We start from the raw sequence: 17,527 nt of genomic DNA, 5'->3' as shown, positions 1-17,527 counted from the left end.
TAATCTTTTCGTGGAAATTAATAATATATATAATTCGATTGCCCAAAGGTCTCAAGGAGATATTTATATAGGGGTTGTAGGGCCAGTAAGAACAGGAAAATCAACTTTGATAAAACGTTTTATGGACAAATTAGTTTTGCCTAATATAGAAAATGATTTTATAAAAGATAGGGCTAGGGATGAGTTGCCACAAAGTGCAGCAGGAAGGACTATAATGACTACTGAGCCTAAGTTTGTACCCAATGAGGCAGTAAAAATAAATATAGATGACAAAGTAGAATTCAAAGTAAGATTAGTTGATTGTGTAGGATATCTTGTGAATGGAGCGTTAGGAGACACAGAAAATGATATGCCAAGAATGGTATCTACGCCTTGGTTTAAGGAACCTATTCCATTTACTAAAGCAGCTGCAATAGGAACAAAGAAAGTTATAAATGAGCATTCAACAATAGGTCTTTTAGTTACGACTGATGGAAGTATAACTGATATACAAAGGGAAGATTATTGTGAAGCGGAGGAGATGGTTGTTAGAGAGTTAAAAGAGATTAATAAGCCATTTGTGGTAGTATTAAACTCAAGCAATCCAATGTCTCAAGCTGCAAAGAATCTTAGGGATGAACTTTTTGAAAGATATAAGGTTCCTGTAATTCTTACAAATTGTAAAGAATTAGAAATTGATGACATAAACAAAATACTCGAAAATATTTTGTATGAGTTTCCGGTGTCTGAGATAGGAATAAATATTCCTAGATGGATAAAAACCCTAGAAGATGATTATTGGTTGAAAAATTCTATTTTGGAAAGTGTAAGGGATACGTTTTATACGGCAGAAAAACTGCGAGATATTGAAAATTGTGTAGATAATTTTAGTAAGTATGATTTTATAAAAAAAGTTTATATAGATAAAATAAATCTTGGGGTAGGAGAAGTTAGGATAGACATAGCATTAAAAGATAATTTATTGTTTAAAGTTTTAGGCGAAACATCGGGAATACAGATAGAAGAAGAGGGCGAACTGGTAGAATTAATGAGAGAGTTTGCAAGAATAAAAAGAGAATATGAGAAGATAGAGTTTGCGCTACATGAGGTAAGTCAAAAGGGCTATGGAGTAGTTATGCCGACAAAGGAAGAAATTACACTTTGCAAACCAGAGTTATTAAAACAGGGTTCGCGGTTTGGTGTTAAATTGTGTGCGAGTGCTCCATCTATACATATGATTAGAGCAGATATAGAGACGCAGATTGCACCTATTGTTGGAACGCAAAAGCAATCTGAAGAATTAGTTGAGTACCTGATAAAAGAATTTGACGAAGAACCACAAAAACTTTGGGAGACAAATATTTTTGGGAAATCATTAAATGAATTGGTTACTGAAGGCTTGCAAAATAAGCTATATAGAATGTCAGATGATTCACAATATAAATTGCAGGAGACGTTGCAAAAAATAATAAATGAAGGTAACGGAGGGTTAATTTGTATAATATTGTAGATGAATAAACCATATTATATTCAAGATAGCATTAATTATAACTTTAATATAAGGCGTTTTTTATAAAAAAACAAAAAAATCAGGCTGTTCTTCGAGAAGGTAGAAGGACAGCCGTAGGTAAAATAATATTATGTTAGTATTTAAATTATCTTTTGATAAATTCAAGGATTACTTTCATTATATCTAGTGCTATTCTACCGCATGAAGAGAATTCCTGGGTTTTTTCTTCAACAAAGCAAGACAGATTTTCGACGGTTTTTTCAACATTTTCGGCTACACTTTGTCCAGAAAGAGTTAGTACATTTAAATTTTGGACTAACTTAGGAGTTTCTTCAAGAAAGTTTGATACATTTTCTTCATTTTTCTCAACAATAAAGAATGCTTTTTTGATAATGCGGTTTAGGTTTACAATAAGGTTAACAATCACTACCAAAAGTATTACAATCAAAATACCAATACAAAATAATATTAGATCCTTCACCGATACATACATTGTAAGATTCCCCTTTTTTTAGTTTTTCTTAACACTCATCATCAGTATAAAGTTCAATTATTTCTTTCTTAGGTTTTTTGCTACAACAATTACTAGCTTTATGAATAATAATTTTCTTTGCTTCACAAATTGCATTACTAGCATCCTTTGCAAGTTTTATTGAACTATTTTTTATTTTTTGACACGTATTTTTATCTTTTATAAGCATTCCGGCTACGATACCAACCATACTTCCAATAGCAGCGCCTAGAGCAATGTGTTTAAAGGTATCTTTTTTTTGATTTCTTCCAAGACAATAATCCATTATATTCTTCATTGGATAGCACCTCCTTGATTTATATGATTTACCTAAGATAAATTTATTATACTGTTTTTTTGTGATATTTATTTTTGTAGAGTCAAGTCTACATATATATCGTAAAAAAGTTTTATTAAATTTAGAAAAAATATGCAAAAACATAGGGGATTTTGTTGAAGTTATGTGGTATCATAATATATAGGGGTAAAATTTTTAAAAACGGGGTGTAAATTTTGGGGGCGAATAATACAAGAAAAGTGAAAAAAAAGAATACGTCTAAAAAAAGAAGACGGGCTATAATTCGTATGGTTTTGTTACAGATTGTTTTATTAGCGTTTGCGTCGCATTATGCAAGAGCAAGAATCCCAGGAATAATAAAATATTATTTATTGGAATTGTGTGCGTGCATTGCTTGTATTTGTGTGGTAATATATATAAAAGAAGGATTGCAAAAAAGGAAGAAAAGAGAAGAGAGAAATATAAAGAAAAAGCAACCTTTGCAGTATTGCCCAGTTGACGGCGTTGTGCCCAAACTAGGTATGACACGGGGTTACAACTACAACTGGATTATAAAAGATGAATCGAAAGCTAAAAAGGAAGAAAAGATTGAAAATAAAAAGGAAGATCAAAATAATGAACCTAAAAAAGTTTACAAATCGCCGTTTGAAGAATCGATAAATACAGACAAGAAGGTCTTGTATAAATCGCCATTTGGTACAATAGGATCGGAAAGAGTTTTTATTGTATTAGATAGTGCGAGATGTGATGATAAATATAGCTTGTGCCAAAAACATATGTATAAGAATAGAGTATACAGGCGACTTATAGAAAAGTATGTGTTGTTAATGAATGAAAAATATAAAGGAAGGAAATATATAAAAAAAGAGGAGCCAAAGACACCTAAGTATGAAGGGATATCATATCGTAGACTAAGGGAGAAGAGTAGGTATAGAATATCTTTAAGGGAGCATGACTGGTTTGATTTAGATGTTTAGGAGAGGTAGATATGTTTGATTTAGTTTCAGATTATGAGCCAAAAGGTGATCAACCTAAGGCAATACGAGAGTTAGTTGATGGTATAAATAAAGGGTTAAAACACCAGACATTATTGGGAGTTACAGGATCAGGAAAGACATTTACAATGGCAAATATAATAAAAGAGGTAAAGAAGCCAACGCTTATTATTGCACATAATAAAACGTTGGCAGCGCAGCTATATTCTGAGTTTTGTGAATTTTTCCCGAATAATTGTGTTGAGTACTTTGTGTCATATTACGACTATTATCAGCCAGAGGCGTATATACCATCGACTGATACATATATAGAGAAGGATTCATCCATAAATGAGGAGATAGATAAGCTAAGGCATAGGGCTACAGCTGCACTATTTGAACGAAGGGATGTAATAATAATAGCCAGTGTATCGTGTATATATGGTTTAGGGGATCCGGAAGACTACACGGATCTTATGTTGTCGCTTAGGGTTGGAATGGTTAAGGATAGGGAAGAAATAATAAAGAAGCTTGTGGAGATTCAGTATACTAGAAATGAATTGGAATTAAAGAGAGGGCGATTTTCGGTTAAGGGAGATGTGATGGAAATTTTCCCGTCTAACACATCGGAGAGGATAATTAGAATAGAATTTTTTGGAGATGAAATAGAGAAAATTTCTGATATAGAGCCAATAACGAAAAAAGTTATATCAACTAGAAATCATGTTGCAATATTTCCAGCATCCCACTATGCAACGACAAAAGAGAAAATGAAGGTAGCAATATCATCTATAGAAAATGAGTTACAACAAAGACTTAATGTGCTACGGGAAGAAGGAAAGCTTTTAGAGGCAGCAAGGTTGGAACAAAGGACGAATTATGACATAGAGATGATGCAAGAAGTAGGATTTTGTCAGGGGATTGAAAATTATTCAAGGCACATTAGTGGACGAGAAGAAGGCAGTGCGCCATATGTATTGATGGATTATTTTCCCAAAGAGTACCTATTAATAATAGATGAATCGCATGTTACGGTTCCTCAAATAGGAGGCATGTATAATGGAGATAGAGCAAGGAAAGAGACACTTGTAAAATATGGGTTTAGACTTCCATCTGCATTTGATAATAGACCATTAAAATTTAATGAGTTTGAAAAAAAAATAAATCAGGTTATATATGTTAGTGCGACACCAGCAAGTTATGAAAAAGATATTTCTAGTAATATAGTTGAGCAAATAATAAGACCAACAGGTTTAGTTGATCCAGAGATTTTGGTGCGCCCAATAAAAAATCAAATAGACGATCTTATAGGGGAAATAGCGGCTGTGGTAGAAAAAAAAGAACGAGTTTTGGTGACAACTCTTACTAAAAAAATGGCAGAAGATTTAACAATGTATTTACAGAATCTAGATATAAAGGTAGAATATCTTCACTCAGATATAGATACATTAGAGAGAGTTGAAATAATAAGGAATTTGCGCTTGGGTAAGTTTGATGTATTGGTGGGTATAAATCTTTTAAGAGAAGGATTAGATATACCTGAGGTTAGTTTAGTTGTTATATTAGATGCTGATAAGGAAGGATTTTTAAGGTCTTATACATCGCTAATTCAGACAATAGGTAGGGCGGCTAGAAATGTATCAGGTAGAGTGATAATGTATGCGGATGTTATGACTAATTCTATGCGTAGTGCAATTAGTGAGACGAATAGAAGAAGATATTTACAGCTTAGGTACAACGAACAACACAACATAACACCAAAAACAATAAAAAAGAAGGTAAGAGATGTTATAGAACTCTCAAAACCAGTACAGGATGAGGATTGTGATGATACAGTGGTGGAAAAGGAATATATAGAAGATATGATAAAGACACTTACAAAAGATATGAATAAGGCGTCAAAAAATTTAGACTTTGAGAAAGCGGCATCAATACGAGATAACATAGCTAGGTTAAAGCAAATGTTGTCGGATAATTAGATAGTATGACGATAAAAAAATCCCTTTTTTCTAAATGTAAATATATACAAATCATAACAAATAATGTAAAATACAAAATGAGGAGGTTGTAAATAGATTTTTAGGGAGGAAGGGAATATGTTTGCTAAGTCTTTTTTCACAGAAATTAAAAATGAAATTATGGGTAGTATAAGGAAGGAGCTTTTCAGAAACTTGAACAAAGAAAAAAAAGATGTGTATCAAGATGTGCTAAGGAATATAAGAAGAGAACTTTCAATGAACTTAGAAAGAAGGGGGATAGACATATCAAACATGGAAATAGACTTTAAACCAGATAATACAAATGTAAGAGTTTGTATAAAAGGTAGTAACTAAGGTATTCGCACCAAAGAACTAAAATTCGAAAGACAACGTAAATCAAAAAAATACCCTATCGTAACTACGATAGGGTATCAAATTAATTAAGCACTAAGATTTTTTAATAATATATTTGTAGCGCTTGATTTTGCAGATTCTTCAGGTTTTTTAAGATGCGATTGTAGTTTTCGTATAAAGGAATTTCTTGAATCGTTAAGTTTTCCAGCTATACAAGCATCTACATAAGTATAAACATGTTCAGTTTGACGATAGTAATCATATGCTTCAAGTATTGTTTGAGCGTCATCATGTATATCAAGATTCTTAATAGATACTTGTTTTCCATCCTTTTTGAATTTAAGTCTTTCCAGATCTATATTTGAGAGTAAATTTAACAAAAATGTATGATTAGCTTTTTTCAATTGATGCTTGTCATAAGTACGCTCAGGGTGGAACAATTTCCAAATGATTCCCCATTGATCATTTTTAACGTGAAAATGTTCTTTTTTAAATGAGTAAGACAATGAAAAGCTAGACTCTAATGACTCACAAACTTTTAATGTATAGGCTGAATTAGCAGAATAAAATTTTCCTTTTGAAAATCTATTAACCCAGCTTTGAGTTAGTAAAAAAGAATTTTCTTCTTTAGCTTTAAGCATAATACTATAGGCCGAATATATATCATTCATATCTAAAATCTTTCTAGTGTTACTGTTACTTGATAAAACCGAACTATTATAAACGGAAATTTGCCTAGAAAGATTGTCAATTATATTGTCTAACTTAGCATGATAAGCACTATTTATAGAATTACGTTTAGATTTAACTTCAACCAAGAAATTATCAACTTTATCTACTTCACTAGGCAACATAAAGCGATTTCCTATACCTGATAAAATATTTTGCATATCCTTAGTTATTCCTACACATTCAGAAAGTACATTAAAGTTATCAAAAGACAAAGGTTTTTCTCCTAACCTAGATGCAATTACAAGATTAACAGTTTCTCTGTAAAGAGATATTTGATTAGTTAAGTGGTTATTTAAGTCAGTTATAAAAGTATTTTCTAAATCAGATAAATCGGTAGAGTTCACTGTTTTGAAGAAATCACTAATAAGTTCAATTTGTTCCTGTGTAACAAAAAATCTACCTATGTTATAGAAGGCATCATGAACAGGTCCAGAATTAGGTAAACCAAAATGATTTTCCAACATATCAAAATCAGATTTCTCTAGAGCAATTGTGCCTAGTGTAGAACAAGAAATCAATTCAGAATCTTTTAAAGATTCAATGTTCTTCAACAAAACAGAAGATCTTTTTATTTGGATCTTTTGGAAATAAAAATCTTTTAATTTCTTAAAAAACTTTGATATAAGACTAGAAAAGTTAAATATCAAGTTAGTATAAGTTAAAGTATCTTTCTTTAAAAGAAACAAAAGACTACTAGGAAGAGCCACAAACAAGTTTCCTGAAAGAGTAGACACGGAGGCTGTAACGAAAACAGCAAAAGTTATACACGAGTTAACGAATGCTAAGGAGTTTTTAAGTAGCTTACTCTTATTAGAATCCTTTAGATCCAAAATCAGTGAATACTCATTTAAATGATTAAGCTCATTTTTCCTGTTTTTAAGAGCTTCATTCAAAGATGCTATATCATGTTCCAACTGTTCTTTAGAAAGAAGTTCTTGTTGTTTACTAAGTTCTGTAGATTTAACAAGTATATCTTTTTCTATTCTGTCAATGTCTGAAAGAATAGAATATTTTTCTTTTTGCAATTGAGATAATGTATCTGGTACTTTAGATGAAAATTTGTTCTTAGAAAAATCTTCTTTTATTTTTGTCAATCTTTTGTCGGTGCCAATAGAAGATTCAATTTTATAATAATATGTACTTACAGATAGTGCACTATCAACTGGGAGTAAAACATTATTACCTAATTTCCCAATATAATCAGCGAAAGAATTAGTTTTTCCTAATGTTTGTTTTAAAGATTTAGAAATAGCCAACGAACCGGCAAAAGCACGCGCAGACCAATCCTTAAAACAGACAAGCCTAGTCAAACTTTTACCTTTATTGATCCTTTTATTATTTAACACAAGAGTGTTTTTTCCATTTTTTACGTCTAGAGGTAATTCTCTTGGAGTAGTACCATTAAGATTCACCTCAATGTCAAGGGATTTTGTAGTACTGGATATGCCTGACATAATATTACCACCTCACATAAAAACATTTTCTCGGACAAGCCGCAGAATAAACATATACCTTAAATCCAAAAATTCCTTACATATGTTACACTACAATAATTGTACACGAAAAGTGAACTTTTTTAAATGTAAAAAACAAACGAAAATAATGCCAAGCATAGTTGAATTTTTGTGTATTTTTCCTTATTTAAGTTTGTCAGGATAATTTTTTGGTAACGTATACACAAACGCAAAAAATTTGGTATAATAGAATGAGTTGATATGTGAGTTTCAACAAATACATATGGGGGGATTGTTGTGAAAAAGGGTTTGCTTATATTGTTGAGCGTGTCATGTTTGTGTACAGGATGTTTAGCGAGTGCAAAAGATACTTTTAAGACAATGTCGAACGATACACTAAAGGAAGAATTGCAAGAAGAGAGAAAGCAAGAAGTTGAGTATCAGTTTGAGGAACCTAAGAAAGGCGACACTGTGGCGGTTATGAAGACTAACCATGGAGACATAAAGATCAGACTGTTTAAAGATATTGCACCAAAGACAGTTGAAAATTTTGTGGGACTAGCAAACAAAGGGTATTACAATGGGGTAACATTCCATAGAGTTATCAAAGATTTCATGATACAGGGAGGAGATCCAACTGGAACAGGAGCAGGAGGAGACAGTATATGGAATATACCTTTCGAAGATGAGTTTAGCAATAAAGTGCATCATTACAGGGGTGCATTATCTATGGCAAACAGGGGCCCAGATACTAATACAAGCCAATTCTTTATTGTACACAATAAAAGATTAGAGCCGGGGCTTATCACATACTTAAAGAAAATGAATTTCGATGAGAATTTGTTGAAAAAATATGTAGAGTACGGAGGAACGCCACACTTAGATGGTAAGCACACAATTTTTGGGCAGGTGTATGAAGGTATAGAGGTAGTAGATAAGATAGCTAATGTAGAGGTGTCATCGTATGGCAACAATAAACCTTTGGAAGATGTTGTTATATTGGAGGTTACCATAGAAAATATTTAGAAGAAGAGGAAGGAAAGGGTATGGATATTTTGTTTAAGGAGTTGTACAAGAAACATGATTCTCTTGAAGGCCAAGAGATAAGTGTTTCGGGATGGGTAAAAACCATCAGAAGTTCTAAAGTGTTTGGTTTTATAGAACTAAATGACGGAAGTTTTTTTAAAGGAGTTCAGATAGTATTTGAAGAAGGGAAAATTGACAACTTCAAAGAAGTAGAAAAACTTAGGGTAGGTACTGCACTAAGGATAAGAGGGATACTTGAGAATACACCGGATGCAAAACAACCGTTTGAGATAAAAGCAAAAAATATTGAAGTAGAGGGAGAGTCTGCAGAAGATTATCCGCTTCAGAAAAAGGGGCATTCGTTTGAGTTTTTAAGGACAGTGGCGCATCTAAGACCTAGAACTAATACGTTTGCGGCTGTGTTTAGAATTAGATCTATAGTTGCATACGCTATACATAAGTTCTTTCAGGAGAGAGGATTTGTATATGTACATACACCAATAATTACAGGAAGCGACTGTGAAGGTGCGGGAGAGATGTTTAGAGTAACTACTCTTAATATGGAAAATCTACCAAAGGACGAAAGTGGTAGAATAGATTATAGTAACGACTTTTTTGGTAAAGAGACAAACCTAACAGTTAGTGGCCAGCTAAATGTAGAAACATATGCACATGCGTTTAGGAGCGTTTATACGTTTGGACCTACATTTAGGGCAGAGAATTCTAATACACAAAGGCATGCAGCTGAGTTTTGGATGATAGAGCCAGAGATTGCATTTGCAGATTTAGAGGATGATATGAATCTTGCGGAGGATATGTTAAAGTTTATAATAAAGTACTGTTTAGATAATGCAAAAGAGGAGATGGAGTTTTTTAACAACTTCATAGACAAGGGGTTGTTGGATAGGTTGAAAAATATAGTAAACTCAAAATTCGAAAGGATAACATATACCAAGGCAATAGAGTTACTAAAAGACAGCAAAGAAAATTTCCAATATCCAGTAGAGTGGGGTTTGGATTTACAAACAGAGCATGAGAGATTTTTAACAGAGTACATATTTAAAAAGCCAGTGTTTGTGACTGATTATCCAAAAGATATAAAGGCATTTTATATGAGATTGAATGATGACCAAAAGACTGTTGCAGCAACAGACCTATTGGTTCCTGGAGTTGGGGAAATAATAGGAGGAAGTCAAAGAGAAGAAAGATTGGATATATTAGAGAGGAGAATGGAAGAGCTTAACATAAAGAGGGAAGATTACAGCTGGTATCTTGATTTGAGGAGATATGGTGGGACTAGACATGCTGGATTTGGGCTTGGATTTGAGAGAGCTATAATGTATATTACTGGTATGTCAAATATAAGAGATGTGATACCGTTTCCTAGAACAGTTAATAATGCAGAGTTTTAGTTTTCGGTGTGCAAATGGAAAGAAGAGAAAGACAAGGAGTAGTTGGTGTAAAAGCTAATAATACCATTGTCTACAAGATTAATAGGAGGGATTGTTATGAATATTTATCTTGAGTGTATGGGATATTTAGCTAGTGTATTATGTGTAGTGTCGCTAGTTATGTTGGATATGAAGAAGCTTAGATGGTTTAATTTAATTGCATCTGCAATGTTTGTAGTGTATAGCTTATTAAACAAGTCATATCCAGTGGCATTAACAAATGTAATGATAGTGATAGCTGATATATATTATCTATTTAAGATATATCGTAGTGAAGAAAAGTAGAAGCTAGATAATAATCGTAAGCAATAAGCAGTAGGGATATTAATTTTAAGTGTGAGTTAAAGTGTCGATTGGAGTTTGCCGGTGATACGCAAGGATTTGCATATAAGGTCTGTGTGTATTAGCACTAGGTATACGACGTGCAAGATTTTATAGAAAACCTTGATTGACTTTTGCTTATTGCTTTTGACTAAAAAAGGGTGATTCGTTTGACTAGAGTAATCCGGTATATATTTTTGTTAAGTTCAATGTTAATACTTTGGGGCACGTATATTTTAAAGCCAATAAAGGTTGTTGCAATATTTGTGCATGAAATAGGACATGCTCTAATGATGTGGATGTTTTTTGGAAATAGCGTTCAAGTAAACTTGACGTTAAGCGAGGTGGGTCACACTATACCGGTGACAAATGAGAGGTTTTGGACTTTCATAATAGCAAATGGCGGATACATAATGAGTTTGATGTTTTCTATATTGATACTACGTATAAGAAATTTAAAGTTTAGGCGATATAGCTTAGGACTAGTATCTGTGTGGGTTTTAATATCGTTGATATATGTAGAGAAGATACCAGCATCATTTTTATATGTTATTATATTTTCAATAATAACAATAATAGCATATATTATAAATAGCGACAAGATATTTGAGTGGATGGGTGACATAATAGGAATATCTAGTATAGCGTATTGCATGTACGAGACATTTATGAAGGATATGTTGCCAATTGTTGCGCTAAAAGTAGATCTACTAAAAGGGATTGCAAATAACGAGATAGGAATAAGAGACACAGAGATATTGTATGATGTAACAGGAGTGCCTGCTGTAGTATGGGGGACATTTTGGTTTGTTATATCTTTATTGGTTATGATGTTTTGTATGAGGGGAATGGCAAAAAACAAAAAGAAGATATTAAAAGTAGAAAGGCTTGGGATAGATGATACAGGAAGAAATTTTAAAGCTAAGAGAAAAAATAAATTATTATAGTCACAAATATTATGTGGAAGATGTGTCAGAGATATCAGATTTTGAGTATGATAAGTTGTACAAAAGATTAGAAGACTTAGAAAATGAAAATCCAATGTACATAACAGATGATTCGCCAACAAGACGAATAGGAGGAAAGCCGTTAGATGAGTTTGAAAAGGTTGTACACAAGCACAAAATGCAAAGTTTGTCGGATGTATTTAGTTTTGATGAGCTAGAGGCATTTGATAGAAAACTACAAAGTGAGCTAGGAGAACAACCGGTATATGTTGTAGAAAAAAAGATAGATGGATTGTCGGTTTCGATAAGCTATAAAGATGGAGTATTGGTAGAGGCAGCAACAAGGGGAGATGGTAGCATAGGAGAAGATGTTACTCAAAATGTGCGTACCATAAAATCTGTTCCGCTAAAACTAAAACAAGCGGTAGAGGATCTTTGTGTCAGGGGAGAAGTGTTTATATCAAAGAAAAATTTTGAAAAATTGAATGAGATGCAAGAAGTAAATGGAGAAAATCTTTTTGCAAATCCGAGAAATGCTGCAGCGGGTTCACTAAGACAATTAGATCCTAAAATTGCAGCGGTAAGGAATTTAGATATATTTATATTTAATTTGCAGGGAATAGAGGGAGATAATTTTAAGACACATACTCAAACGCTTGAGTATTTAAAAAAGCAAGGATTTAAAGTAAGTCCAGGTTATAAAGAATGTAAGAATATACAAGAAGTACTTGATTATATAAAAGAAATAGGAGCTACTAGGGATAGCCTACCATTTGAGATAGATGGTGCTGTAGTTAAAGTAAATTCGTTAGAGCAAAGAGAAAAGCTTGGATCCACAGTAAAGGCACCTAAATGGGCGGTAGCGTATAAATATCCAGCTGAGCAAAAGACAACTAAACTAAAGGATATTGAAGCTAGTGTAGGAAGGACAGGTGTTATAACTCCAGTTGCAATACTAGAGCCGGTTAATTTGGCGGGAAGCACTGTTGGAAGGGCGACATTGCACAACATGGATTACATTATACAAAAGGATATTCGTATAGGGGATACTGTAATTATACAAAAGGCTGGAGATATAATACCTGAAGTAGTTGAGGTAATGTTGGACAAAAGATCTGGAGATGAGCAAGAATTTGTTATGCCTAAAAAGTGTCCAGTATGTGGTGCAGATGTAATAAAGGAAGAAGGAGAAGTAGCGTACAGATGTACTGGCATAGAGTGTAGTGCACAAGTATTAAGGAGTATAGTGCACTTTGTATCAAGGAATGCTATGAATATAGATGGTATGGGAACATCGGTAGTAAAAGCGCTCTATGATAATGGGTATATAAAGGAAATATCAGATATATACGAGCTTTATCAAAAAAGAGAAGATATATCTAAGATGGAGGGCTTTGGAAAAAAATCAGTAGACAATTTGATAAAATCAATAGAAAAATCTAAAGATAGTAATGTAGATAGACTTTTATTTGGATTTGGTATAAGGCATTTGGGTCAAAAGGCATCACAGATATTAGCAAATAATATAAATAATATAGAAGATTTGTTTACTAAGACAAAAGAAGAAATAATGGATATAAATGAGTTGGGAGATAAGATAGCGGAGTCTGTAGTGATATTTTTTAAGCAGGATGCGACAAGAGATCTAATAAATAAATTAAAAAAGAATGGTGTTAACCAAGAAAGCAAAAAAGAAAAAATATTGGACGAAAGATTTAAGGGAGCGACATTTGTGTTAACGGGAAAATTGCCGACGTATTCAAGAAATGAAGTGTCTGATATAATAAAAAAATATGGAGGAAAGGTATCTAGTAGTGTGTCGGCCAAGACAACGTATGTTTTGGCAGGAGAAGATGGAGGAAGTAAATTAGATAAGGCTATGGCTCTAGGAGTGAAAATAATAGATGAAGCTGAGTTTATGAGTATGTGTAGGTGATATCCTCCTCTACCTACACCTCAAACATTATGATGCCACAAACGACAACAAAAATTTTCCTTAAAAAAGTATTGACATTAACATGGAATTCTTGTAGAATGGTACATGTCGGTTCGAGAGAACGGCGAAAGCTAGACTGGAAGTTAGCGATATGGCCCATTGGTCAAGAGGTTAAGACACCGCCCTTTCACGGCGGTAACAGGGGTTCGAGTCCCCTATGGGTCACCATATTAATACTTAGTTAAGGCCCGGTAGTTCAGTTGGTTAGAATGCTAGCCTGTCACGCTAGAGGTCGAGGGTTCGAACCCCTTCCGGGTCGCCAGGTAAGGTATGGTTAATGTGCTGGTGTAGCTCAGCAGGTAGAGCAGCTGACTTGTAATCAGCAGGTCGGGGGTTCAATTCCGTCCACCAGCTCCATGAGGAGGGGTTCCAGAGTGGCCAAATGGGGCAGACTGTAAATCTGTTGTCAATGACTTCGATGGTTCGAATCCATCTCCCTCCACCAGAATTTTAATAGAAAAGATAGTCTCGTTAATGGGACTATTTTTTTAACCGCAAATATTGACAATCAAATAGATTTGTGATAGCATATGTAAAAAGATGCTAATATGTGTAGATTTGTTATAGAGACGTTATATAAACTAGATGTATTTTAGGTTGTAAATTGGAGGTCAATGAAATGGAAAGATTAGTTAAAAAATTAGCAAAAGCAGGATTACTATTTTCGTTATTAGTAGGGGGAGGAGCTATGGTATCAACAGGTATAGTTTTGTGCCTTTTGATGGGAACATATACGCCTTTTTTGGTGGTGGGTGCTATGAAGTATTATAGCCTTGCAAAAGGATTAAGTCTTTTAGGTAAAGTAGCTGCTGGGGTTTTATTTATTCCTACTATGGCAATTGGAGTTAAAATTAAGAAAGATCTTATAAATCCGGTGGTTTTGTCAATATGTGCAGAGATAACAGGGGCAGGTTTTAGTGCTCTTATATTAGGTACAGAAATAATTTCTAAAAATAATGAAATAGTTCCTCAAAGAGAAATGGGAAAAAGAGTAAATTTAAATTCGAATGTTAATTATGTTCTTAGAAGAGATAGGTCGTTTGATATTAGCAGTGCTATGGGGGAACAGATTTCAAGACTAGTTCTTAATAGTTGTAATAATATACGGTTAAGGAATGAAGCAATGTCAAAATCAAGGAATATATAAAAAAACAATAATTTTTATGGGAAAAATAAGACATTAGTTAGGTAGAGGACAATTAATACAAGTTTTTAGTAATAAAAGGGCAATAAACTTTTCACAAAAGATATGGTGAGAGTGAATTGCCCCAAAAATGTTTGGAATATAAATCTATAGCAAAAAGAAAAAAAATAGTGTATAATGGGAGAGATTAAAAGAAAAAAATAGGAGGAATAGAAATGGCAAGAGGTGGTTTTAATGGATTCGGTGCTTTTGGAAACATGGGGAATATAATGAAGCAAGCTCAAAAGATGCAAAAGGATATGGAGAATAAACAAGAGGAGCTAGCAAAGAAAGAGGTAGAGGCCACAGTTGGGGGAGGAGCAGTTTACGTTAAGGCTAACGGAAAGAAAGAGATATTAGAGATAAAAATAAAGCCAGAGGTGCTAGATCCAGACGATGTTGAGATGTTAGAAGATTTAGTATTAGTGGCAGTGAATGAGGTTATAAAGAAAGCTGAAGATATGTTTACAGCAGAGATGGGTAAGATCACTGGAGGCATACCGGGATTATTTTAGCAAAGGGGAATCGAGTGATGGATTTATTTGCGGCACCAATAGCAAAACTTGTTGATGAGTTTGAAAAATTGCCTGGTATAGGTCATAAGACAGCACAAAGACTTGCATTTCATGTACTTAATTTGCCAAAAGAGAAAGTAGAAGAATTAGCAAAGTCTATATTAGATGCAAAGGCAAAAACAAAATATTGTTCTGTGTGTGGAAGTTTAACTCAGACAGATCCGTGTGATATATGTAGTAATCAATCTAGAAGTATGGATACTATATGTGTTGTTGAGGAAGCAAAGGATATAGTAACGTTAGAGAAGATGCGTGAGTTTAAGGGGAAATATCATGTATTACATGGTACTATATCTCCAATGAATGGAGTTGGTCCAAACGATATAAATATACAATCGTTGCTAAAAAGAGTTGCTAGTGGAGATGTGAAAGAAGTGATATTGGCTACAAATCCCAATGTTGAGGGTGAAGCGACAGCGATGTATATATCAAAACTTTTAAAACCTTTTTCTATAAAAACAACAAGAATAGCGCATGGGATACCTGTAGGCGGAGATTTAGAGTATGCAGATGAGGTTACGTTATCTAAAGCATTTGAAGGAAGAAGAGAATTTTAGTATTATTGTTGTATTTTGGTAAAGCATGTGATATTATTGAAAAAAAGAAGTACGTCTTATGCGAAGGGATAGCTTCAAAAATAAAATTAAGAGAGGGCGGTTTTATGAAAAAGAAGTTTAAGAGCGCATTGATTGCACTGGGTATAGCGTTAATGTGTGGCAATGTTGTATTTGCGAAAAGTGCCACTGTGTATGTGGATGAAAATGAAATAAAAATACCACAAAAATGTATTGTTGAAGGAGATCATCTGTTGATGCCTTTAAGGAGTATATGTGAAAATCTAGGATATGAGGTTTTTTGGGATGAAGAAGCAAGACAGGTTAGGATAAAAAGGGATTTTAGAGACATATTATATACCATTGATAGCAGTAATATGGTGGTAAATAACATAAAGAAAAAAACAGAAATAAAACCAAGGTTAGTAAAAGACAGAACTTATGTTTCACTTGAGTCGTTGGCTGAGGCCCTAGGTGAAAATGTACAATGGCAGAAAGAAAATGGCCTTGTAGGCATAGAGTTAGATTATGGATACGAAAATGGAAATTGGCAGGAAATATTTGATTTAGAAAAGTCCTATGAGAAAAAAGATGACAATGGTGATGTATTGTATAGTATACATGTTTCGGTACCACAGTTGGCCAATTATAAAAATGATGCTGCATTAGAGAAAATAAATGAGTATTATAGGAATAAAGCAAATAGTGAATTTAACGATTATGCAAAGCTAGCAGAAGATGATATGACTATGCGAATTGACAAAGAAGGAATTAGTTATGCTTCAGGGTATCGTGTGATGCAAAATTTCCGTAATATATTATCTATATACAGAGTAAGAATAAACAAGCAACAATCTCCAATAGTAGAGGCGGATGTATTTAATGTGGAGACTGGTGAAAAGTTGACCGTTTATGATATTTTAAAAGGATCCAAAAAGGACATAGACCAAATGATCGTTAATCTAATCAAGGACGGATTAAAGAAAACGCCAATTATGGTTGATGATAAACCTATAACATATAATGGTGGCTTGGAAAATGTTGATTTTGCGATGCAGGGAGGAGATTTAGTATTCTTCTTAAATCCTATTGGAGATATATTGCATTTTAGATTAAAGTTACAAGAAAATAAAGAGATGTTTAATATAAATGCTAGCGATAAATTTAATTATGCTGAAGAGAAATTGGCAAGGAAAGTTGCGATGGATTCTTGTAATGAGTATGTTAAATTAATAGAAAAAACAACTTTAGGAACTGACGAATGCTATGTGTACGAAAAGTACAATGATGATACTAAAGAGAGAATAGCAATAGACAGAAGTTTAGAGAAAATATATAAGTTAAAGAAGAAAAACGGTATGTATTTTGCATCTAGCAAGAGGAGAATTAAGGATGAGATAAGTGATAGAGATGCAGTTAAGTTAGTTAGAAATAGAATAGATAGTAATGAATATGCAACTAGTGTATATGGGAACATGAAGAATAGTGATGATGGTCAAGAGTATAGTATTATAAACGTAAGGAATTTAGATGGAACTGTGGACAGAAAGTTAGCGGTTAGCAGGAAAGATGGAGCCATATATATAGAAAAAAAGAAGGTTACACCAAAGTTAGAGCAAAAAGATGATGGAACTATTTCAGCAGTAGGATTTTTAGAGATAGATCCAGAACTTACAAATAGAG

The 17,527-nt window shown here is 33.3% G+C and carries 16 protein-coding genes and 4 tRNA genes; 17 read left to right on the top strand and 3 right to left on the bottom strand.

Features of this window, described 5'->3' with window-relative positions; all coding sequences use genetic code 11:
* Positions 1-10 precede the first annotated feature (10 nt).
* Positions 11-1,489, top strand: coding sequence for a stage IV sporulation protein A (gene spoIVA / locus J6Y29_03985; GenBank protein ID MBP5427031.1), 1,479 nt, complete (start codon positions 11-13; stop codon positions 1,487-1,489).
* 145 nt (positions 1,490-1,634) lie between these two features.
* Here the strand turns inward: spoIVA and J6Y29_03980 are convergent, their stop codons facing one another.
* Both J6Y29_03980 and J6Y29_03975 read right to left on the bottom strand, forming a co-directional pair.
* Positions 1,635-1,982: a hypothetical protein gene (locus J6Y29_03980; protein MBP5427030.1), complete on the bottom strand. Its 348-nt coding sequence runs from the start codon at positions 1,980-1,982 to the stop codon at positions 1,635-1,637.
* A gap of 28 nt (positions 1,983-2,010) precedes the next feature.
* Positions 2,011-2,298 carry a YtxH domain-containing protein gene (locus J6Y29_03975; protein ID MBP5427029.1) on the bottom strand — a complete coding sequence of 96 codons (288 nt, stop codon included), beginning with the start codon at positions 2,296-2,298 and terminating at the stop codon, positions 2,011-2,013.
* Between the two features lie 215 nt (positions 2,299-2,513).
* On the opposite strand from J6Y29_03975, the gene J6Y29_03970 reads away from it, so the two are divergent.
* From J6Y29_03970 to J6Y29_03960, 3 genes are all read left to right on the top strand, one after another.
* Positions 2,514-3,275, top strand: coding sequence for a hypothetical protein (locus tag J6Y29_03970; protein MBP5427028.1), 762 nt, complete (start codon positions 2,514-2,516; stop codon positions 3,273-3,275).
* Between the two features lie 11 nt (positions 3,276-3,286).
* Positions 3,287-5,251 (top strand): excinuclease ABC subunit UvrB, encoded by a 1,965-nt coding sequence (uvrB, locus tag J6Y29_03965; GenBank protein ID MBP5427027.1) that lies wholly within the window; start codon positions 3,287-3,289, stop codon positions 5,249-5,251.
* Between the two features lie 117 nt (positions 5,252-5,368).
* On the top strand, positions 5,369-5,605 hold the full coding sequence (locus J6Y29_03960) for a hypothetical protein (GenBank protein ID MBP5427026.1): 237 nt from the start codon (positions 5,369-5,371) through the stop codon (positions 5,603-5,605).
* An 86-nt stretch (positions 5,606-5,691) separates the two neighbouring features.
* Here J6Y29_03960 and J6Y29_03955 read toward each other — a convergent pair whose 3' ends face one another.
* Entirely contained in the window at positions 5,692-7,791 is a 2,100-nt protein-coding gene (locus tag J6Y29_03955) for a hypothetical protein (GenBank protein MBP5427025.1), read from the bottom strand.
* 381 nt (positions 7,792-8,172) lie between these two features.
* On the opposite strand from J6Y29_03955, the gene J6Y29_03950 reads away from it, so the two are divergent.
* From J6Y29_03950 to J6Y29_03890, 13 genes are all read left to right on the top strand, one after another.
* Complete coding sequence (locus J6Y29_03950) at positions 8,173-8,817, top strand: peptidylprolyl isomerase (GenBank protein ID MBP5427024.1); 645 nt, start codon at positions 8,173-8,175, stop codon at positions 8,815-8,817.
* A 20-nt stretch (positions 8,818-8,837) separates the two neighbouring features.
* Complete coding sequence (gene asnS, locus J6Y29_03945; GenBank protein MBP5427023.1) at positions 8,838-10,229, top strand: asparagine--tRNA ligase; 1,392 nt, start codon at positions 8,838-8,840, stop codon at positions 10,227-10,229.
* 96 nt (positions 10,230-10,325) lie between these two features.
* Positions 10,326-10,553: a YgjV family protein gene (locus tag J6Y29_03940; protein MBP5427022.1), complete on the top strand. Its 228-nt coding sequence runs from the start codon at positions 10,326-10,328 to the stop codon at positions 10,551-10,553.
* A gap of 206 nt (positions 10,554-10,759) precedes the next feature.
* Complete coding sequence (locus J6Y29_03935; GenBank protein MBP5427021.1) at positions 10,760-11,536, top strand: M50 family metallopeptidase; 777 nt, start codon at positions 10,760-10,762, stop codon at positions 11,534-11,536.
* Positions 11,487-13,472 carry an NAD-dependent DNA ligase LigA gene (gene ligA, locus J6Y29_03930; protein MBP5427020.1) on the top strand — a complete coding sequence of 662 codons (1,986 nt, stop codon included), beginning with the start codon at positions 11,487-11,489 and terminating at the stop codon, positions 13,470-13,472. The genes J6Y29_03935 and ligA overlap by 50 nt, the downstream gene beginning before the upstream one ends.
* Before the next feature lie 153 nt (positions 13,473-13,625).
* Positions 13,626-13,700, top strand: a tRNA-Glu gene (locus J6Y29_03925).
* A 17-nt stretch (positions 13,701-13,717) separates the two neighbouring features.
* Positions 13,718-13,794, top strand: a tRNA-Asp gene (locus tag J6Y29_03920).
* Between the two features lie 19 nt (positions 13,795-13,813).
* Positions 13,814-13,889 (top strand) — tRNA-Thr (locus J6Y29_03915).
* Positions 13,890-13,892: 3 nt separating this feature from the next.
* A tRNA-Tyr gene (locus J6Y29_03910) sits at positions 13,893-13,977 on the top strand.
* Positions 13,978-14,151: 174 nt separating this feature from the next.
* Complete coding sequence (locus tag J6Y29_03905; GenBank protein ID MBP5427019.1) at positions 14,152-14,679, top strand: hypothetical protein; 528 nt, start codon at positions 14,152-14,154, stop codon at positions 14,677-14,679.
* 212 nt (positions 14,680-14,891) lie between these two features.
* The gene (locus J6Y29_03900) at positions 14,892-15,230 is read left to right on the top strand and encodes a YbaB/EbfC family nucleoid-associated protein (GenBank protein MBP5427018.1); all 339 of its coding nucleotides are present in this window, start codon (positions 14,892-14,894) and stop codon (positions 15,228-15,230) included.
* Positions 15,231-15,247: 17 nt separating this feature from the next.
* On the top strand, positions 15,248-15,847 hold the full coding sequence (gene recR / locus J6Y29_03895; protein MBP5427017.1) for a recombination protein RecR: 600 nt from the start codon (positions 15,248-15,250) through the stop codon (positions 15,845-15,847).
* A 104-nt stretch (positions 15,848-15,951) separates the two neighbouring features.
* Positions 15,952-17,527, top strand: a 1,576-nt coding sequence (locus J6Y29_03890; GenBank protein MBP5427016.1) for a DUF4163 domain-containing protein, incomplete at its 3' end; no start/stop codon positions are given.

Source organism: Clostridiales bacterium, assembly GCA_017961515.1.
GTDB lineage: Bacteria > Bacillota > Clostridia > Acetivibrionales > RGIG10202 > RGIG10202.
The sequence above is the reverse complement of the archived record's forward strand: the minus strand, read 5'-3'. Positions and strand labels throughout refer to the sequence as shown.

Coding starts and splice junctions, on each gene's coding strand:
- J6Y29_03980 (MBP5427030.1), bottom strand. CDS start 1,982: ATGTATGTATCGGTGAAGGATCTAATATTATTTTGTATTGGTATTTTG.
- J6Y29_03975 (MBP5427029.1), bottom strand. CDS start 2,298: ATGAAGAATATAATGGATTATTGTCTTGGAAGAAATCAAAAAAAAGAT.
- uvrB (MBP5427027.1), top strand. CDS start 3,287: ATGTTTGATTTAGTTTCAGATTATGAGCCAAAAGGTGATCAACCTAAG.
- J6Y29_03960 (MBP5427026.1), top strand. CDS start 5,369: ATGTTTGCTAAGTCTTTTTTCACAGAAATTAAAAATGAAATTATGGGT.
- J6Y29_03955 (MBP5427025.1), bottom strand. CDS start 7,791: ATGTCAGGCATATCCAGTACTACAAAATCCCTTGACATTGAGGTGAAT.
- J6Y29_03950 (MBP5427024.1), top strand. CDS start 8,173: ATGTCGAACGATACACTAAAGGAAGAATTGCAAGAAGAGAGAAAGCAA.
- asnS (MBP5427023.1), top strand. CDS start 8,838: ATGGATATTTTGTTTAAGGAGTTGTACAAGAAACATGATTCTCTTGAA.
- J6Y29_03940 (MBP5427022.1), top strand. CDS start 10,326: ATGAATATTTATCTTGAGTGTATGGGATATTTAGCTAGTGTATTATGT.
- ligA (MBP5427020.1), top strand. CDS start 11,487: ATGATACAGGAAGAAATTTTAAAGCTAAGAGAAAAAATAAATTATTAT.
- J6Y29_03905 (MBP5427019.1), top strand. CDS start 14,152: ATGGAAAGATTAGTTAAAAAATTAGCAAAAGCAGGATTACTATTTTCG.
- J6Y29_03900 (MBP5427018.1), top strand. CDS start 14,892: ATGGCAAGAGGTGGTTTTAATGGATTCGGTGCTTTTGGAAACATGGGG.
- recR (MBP5427017.1), top strand. CDS start 15,248: ATGGATTTATTTGCGGCACCAATAGCAAAACTTGTTGATGAGTTTGAA.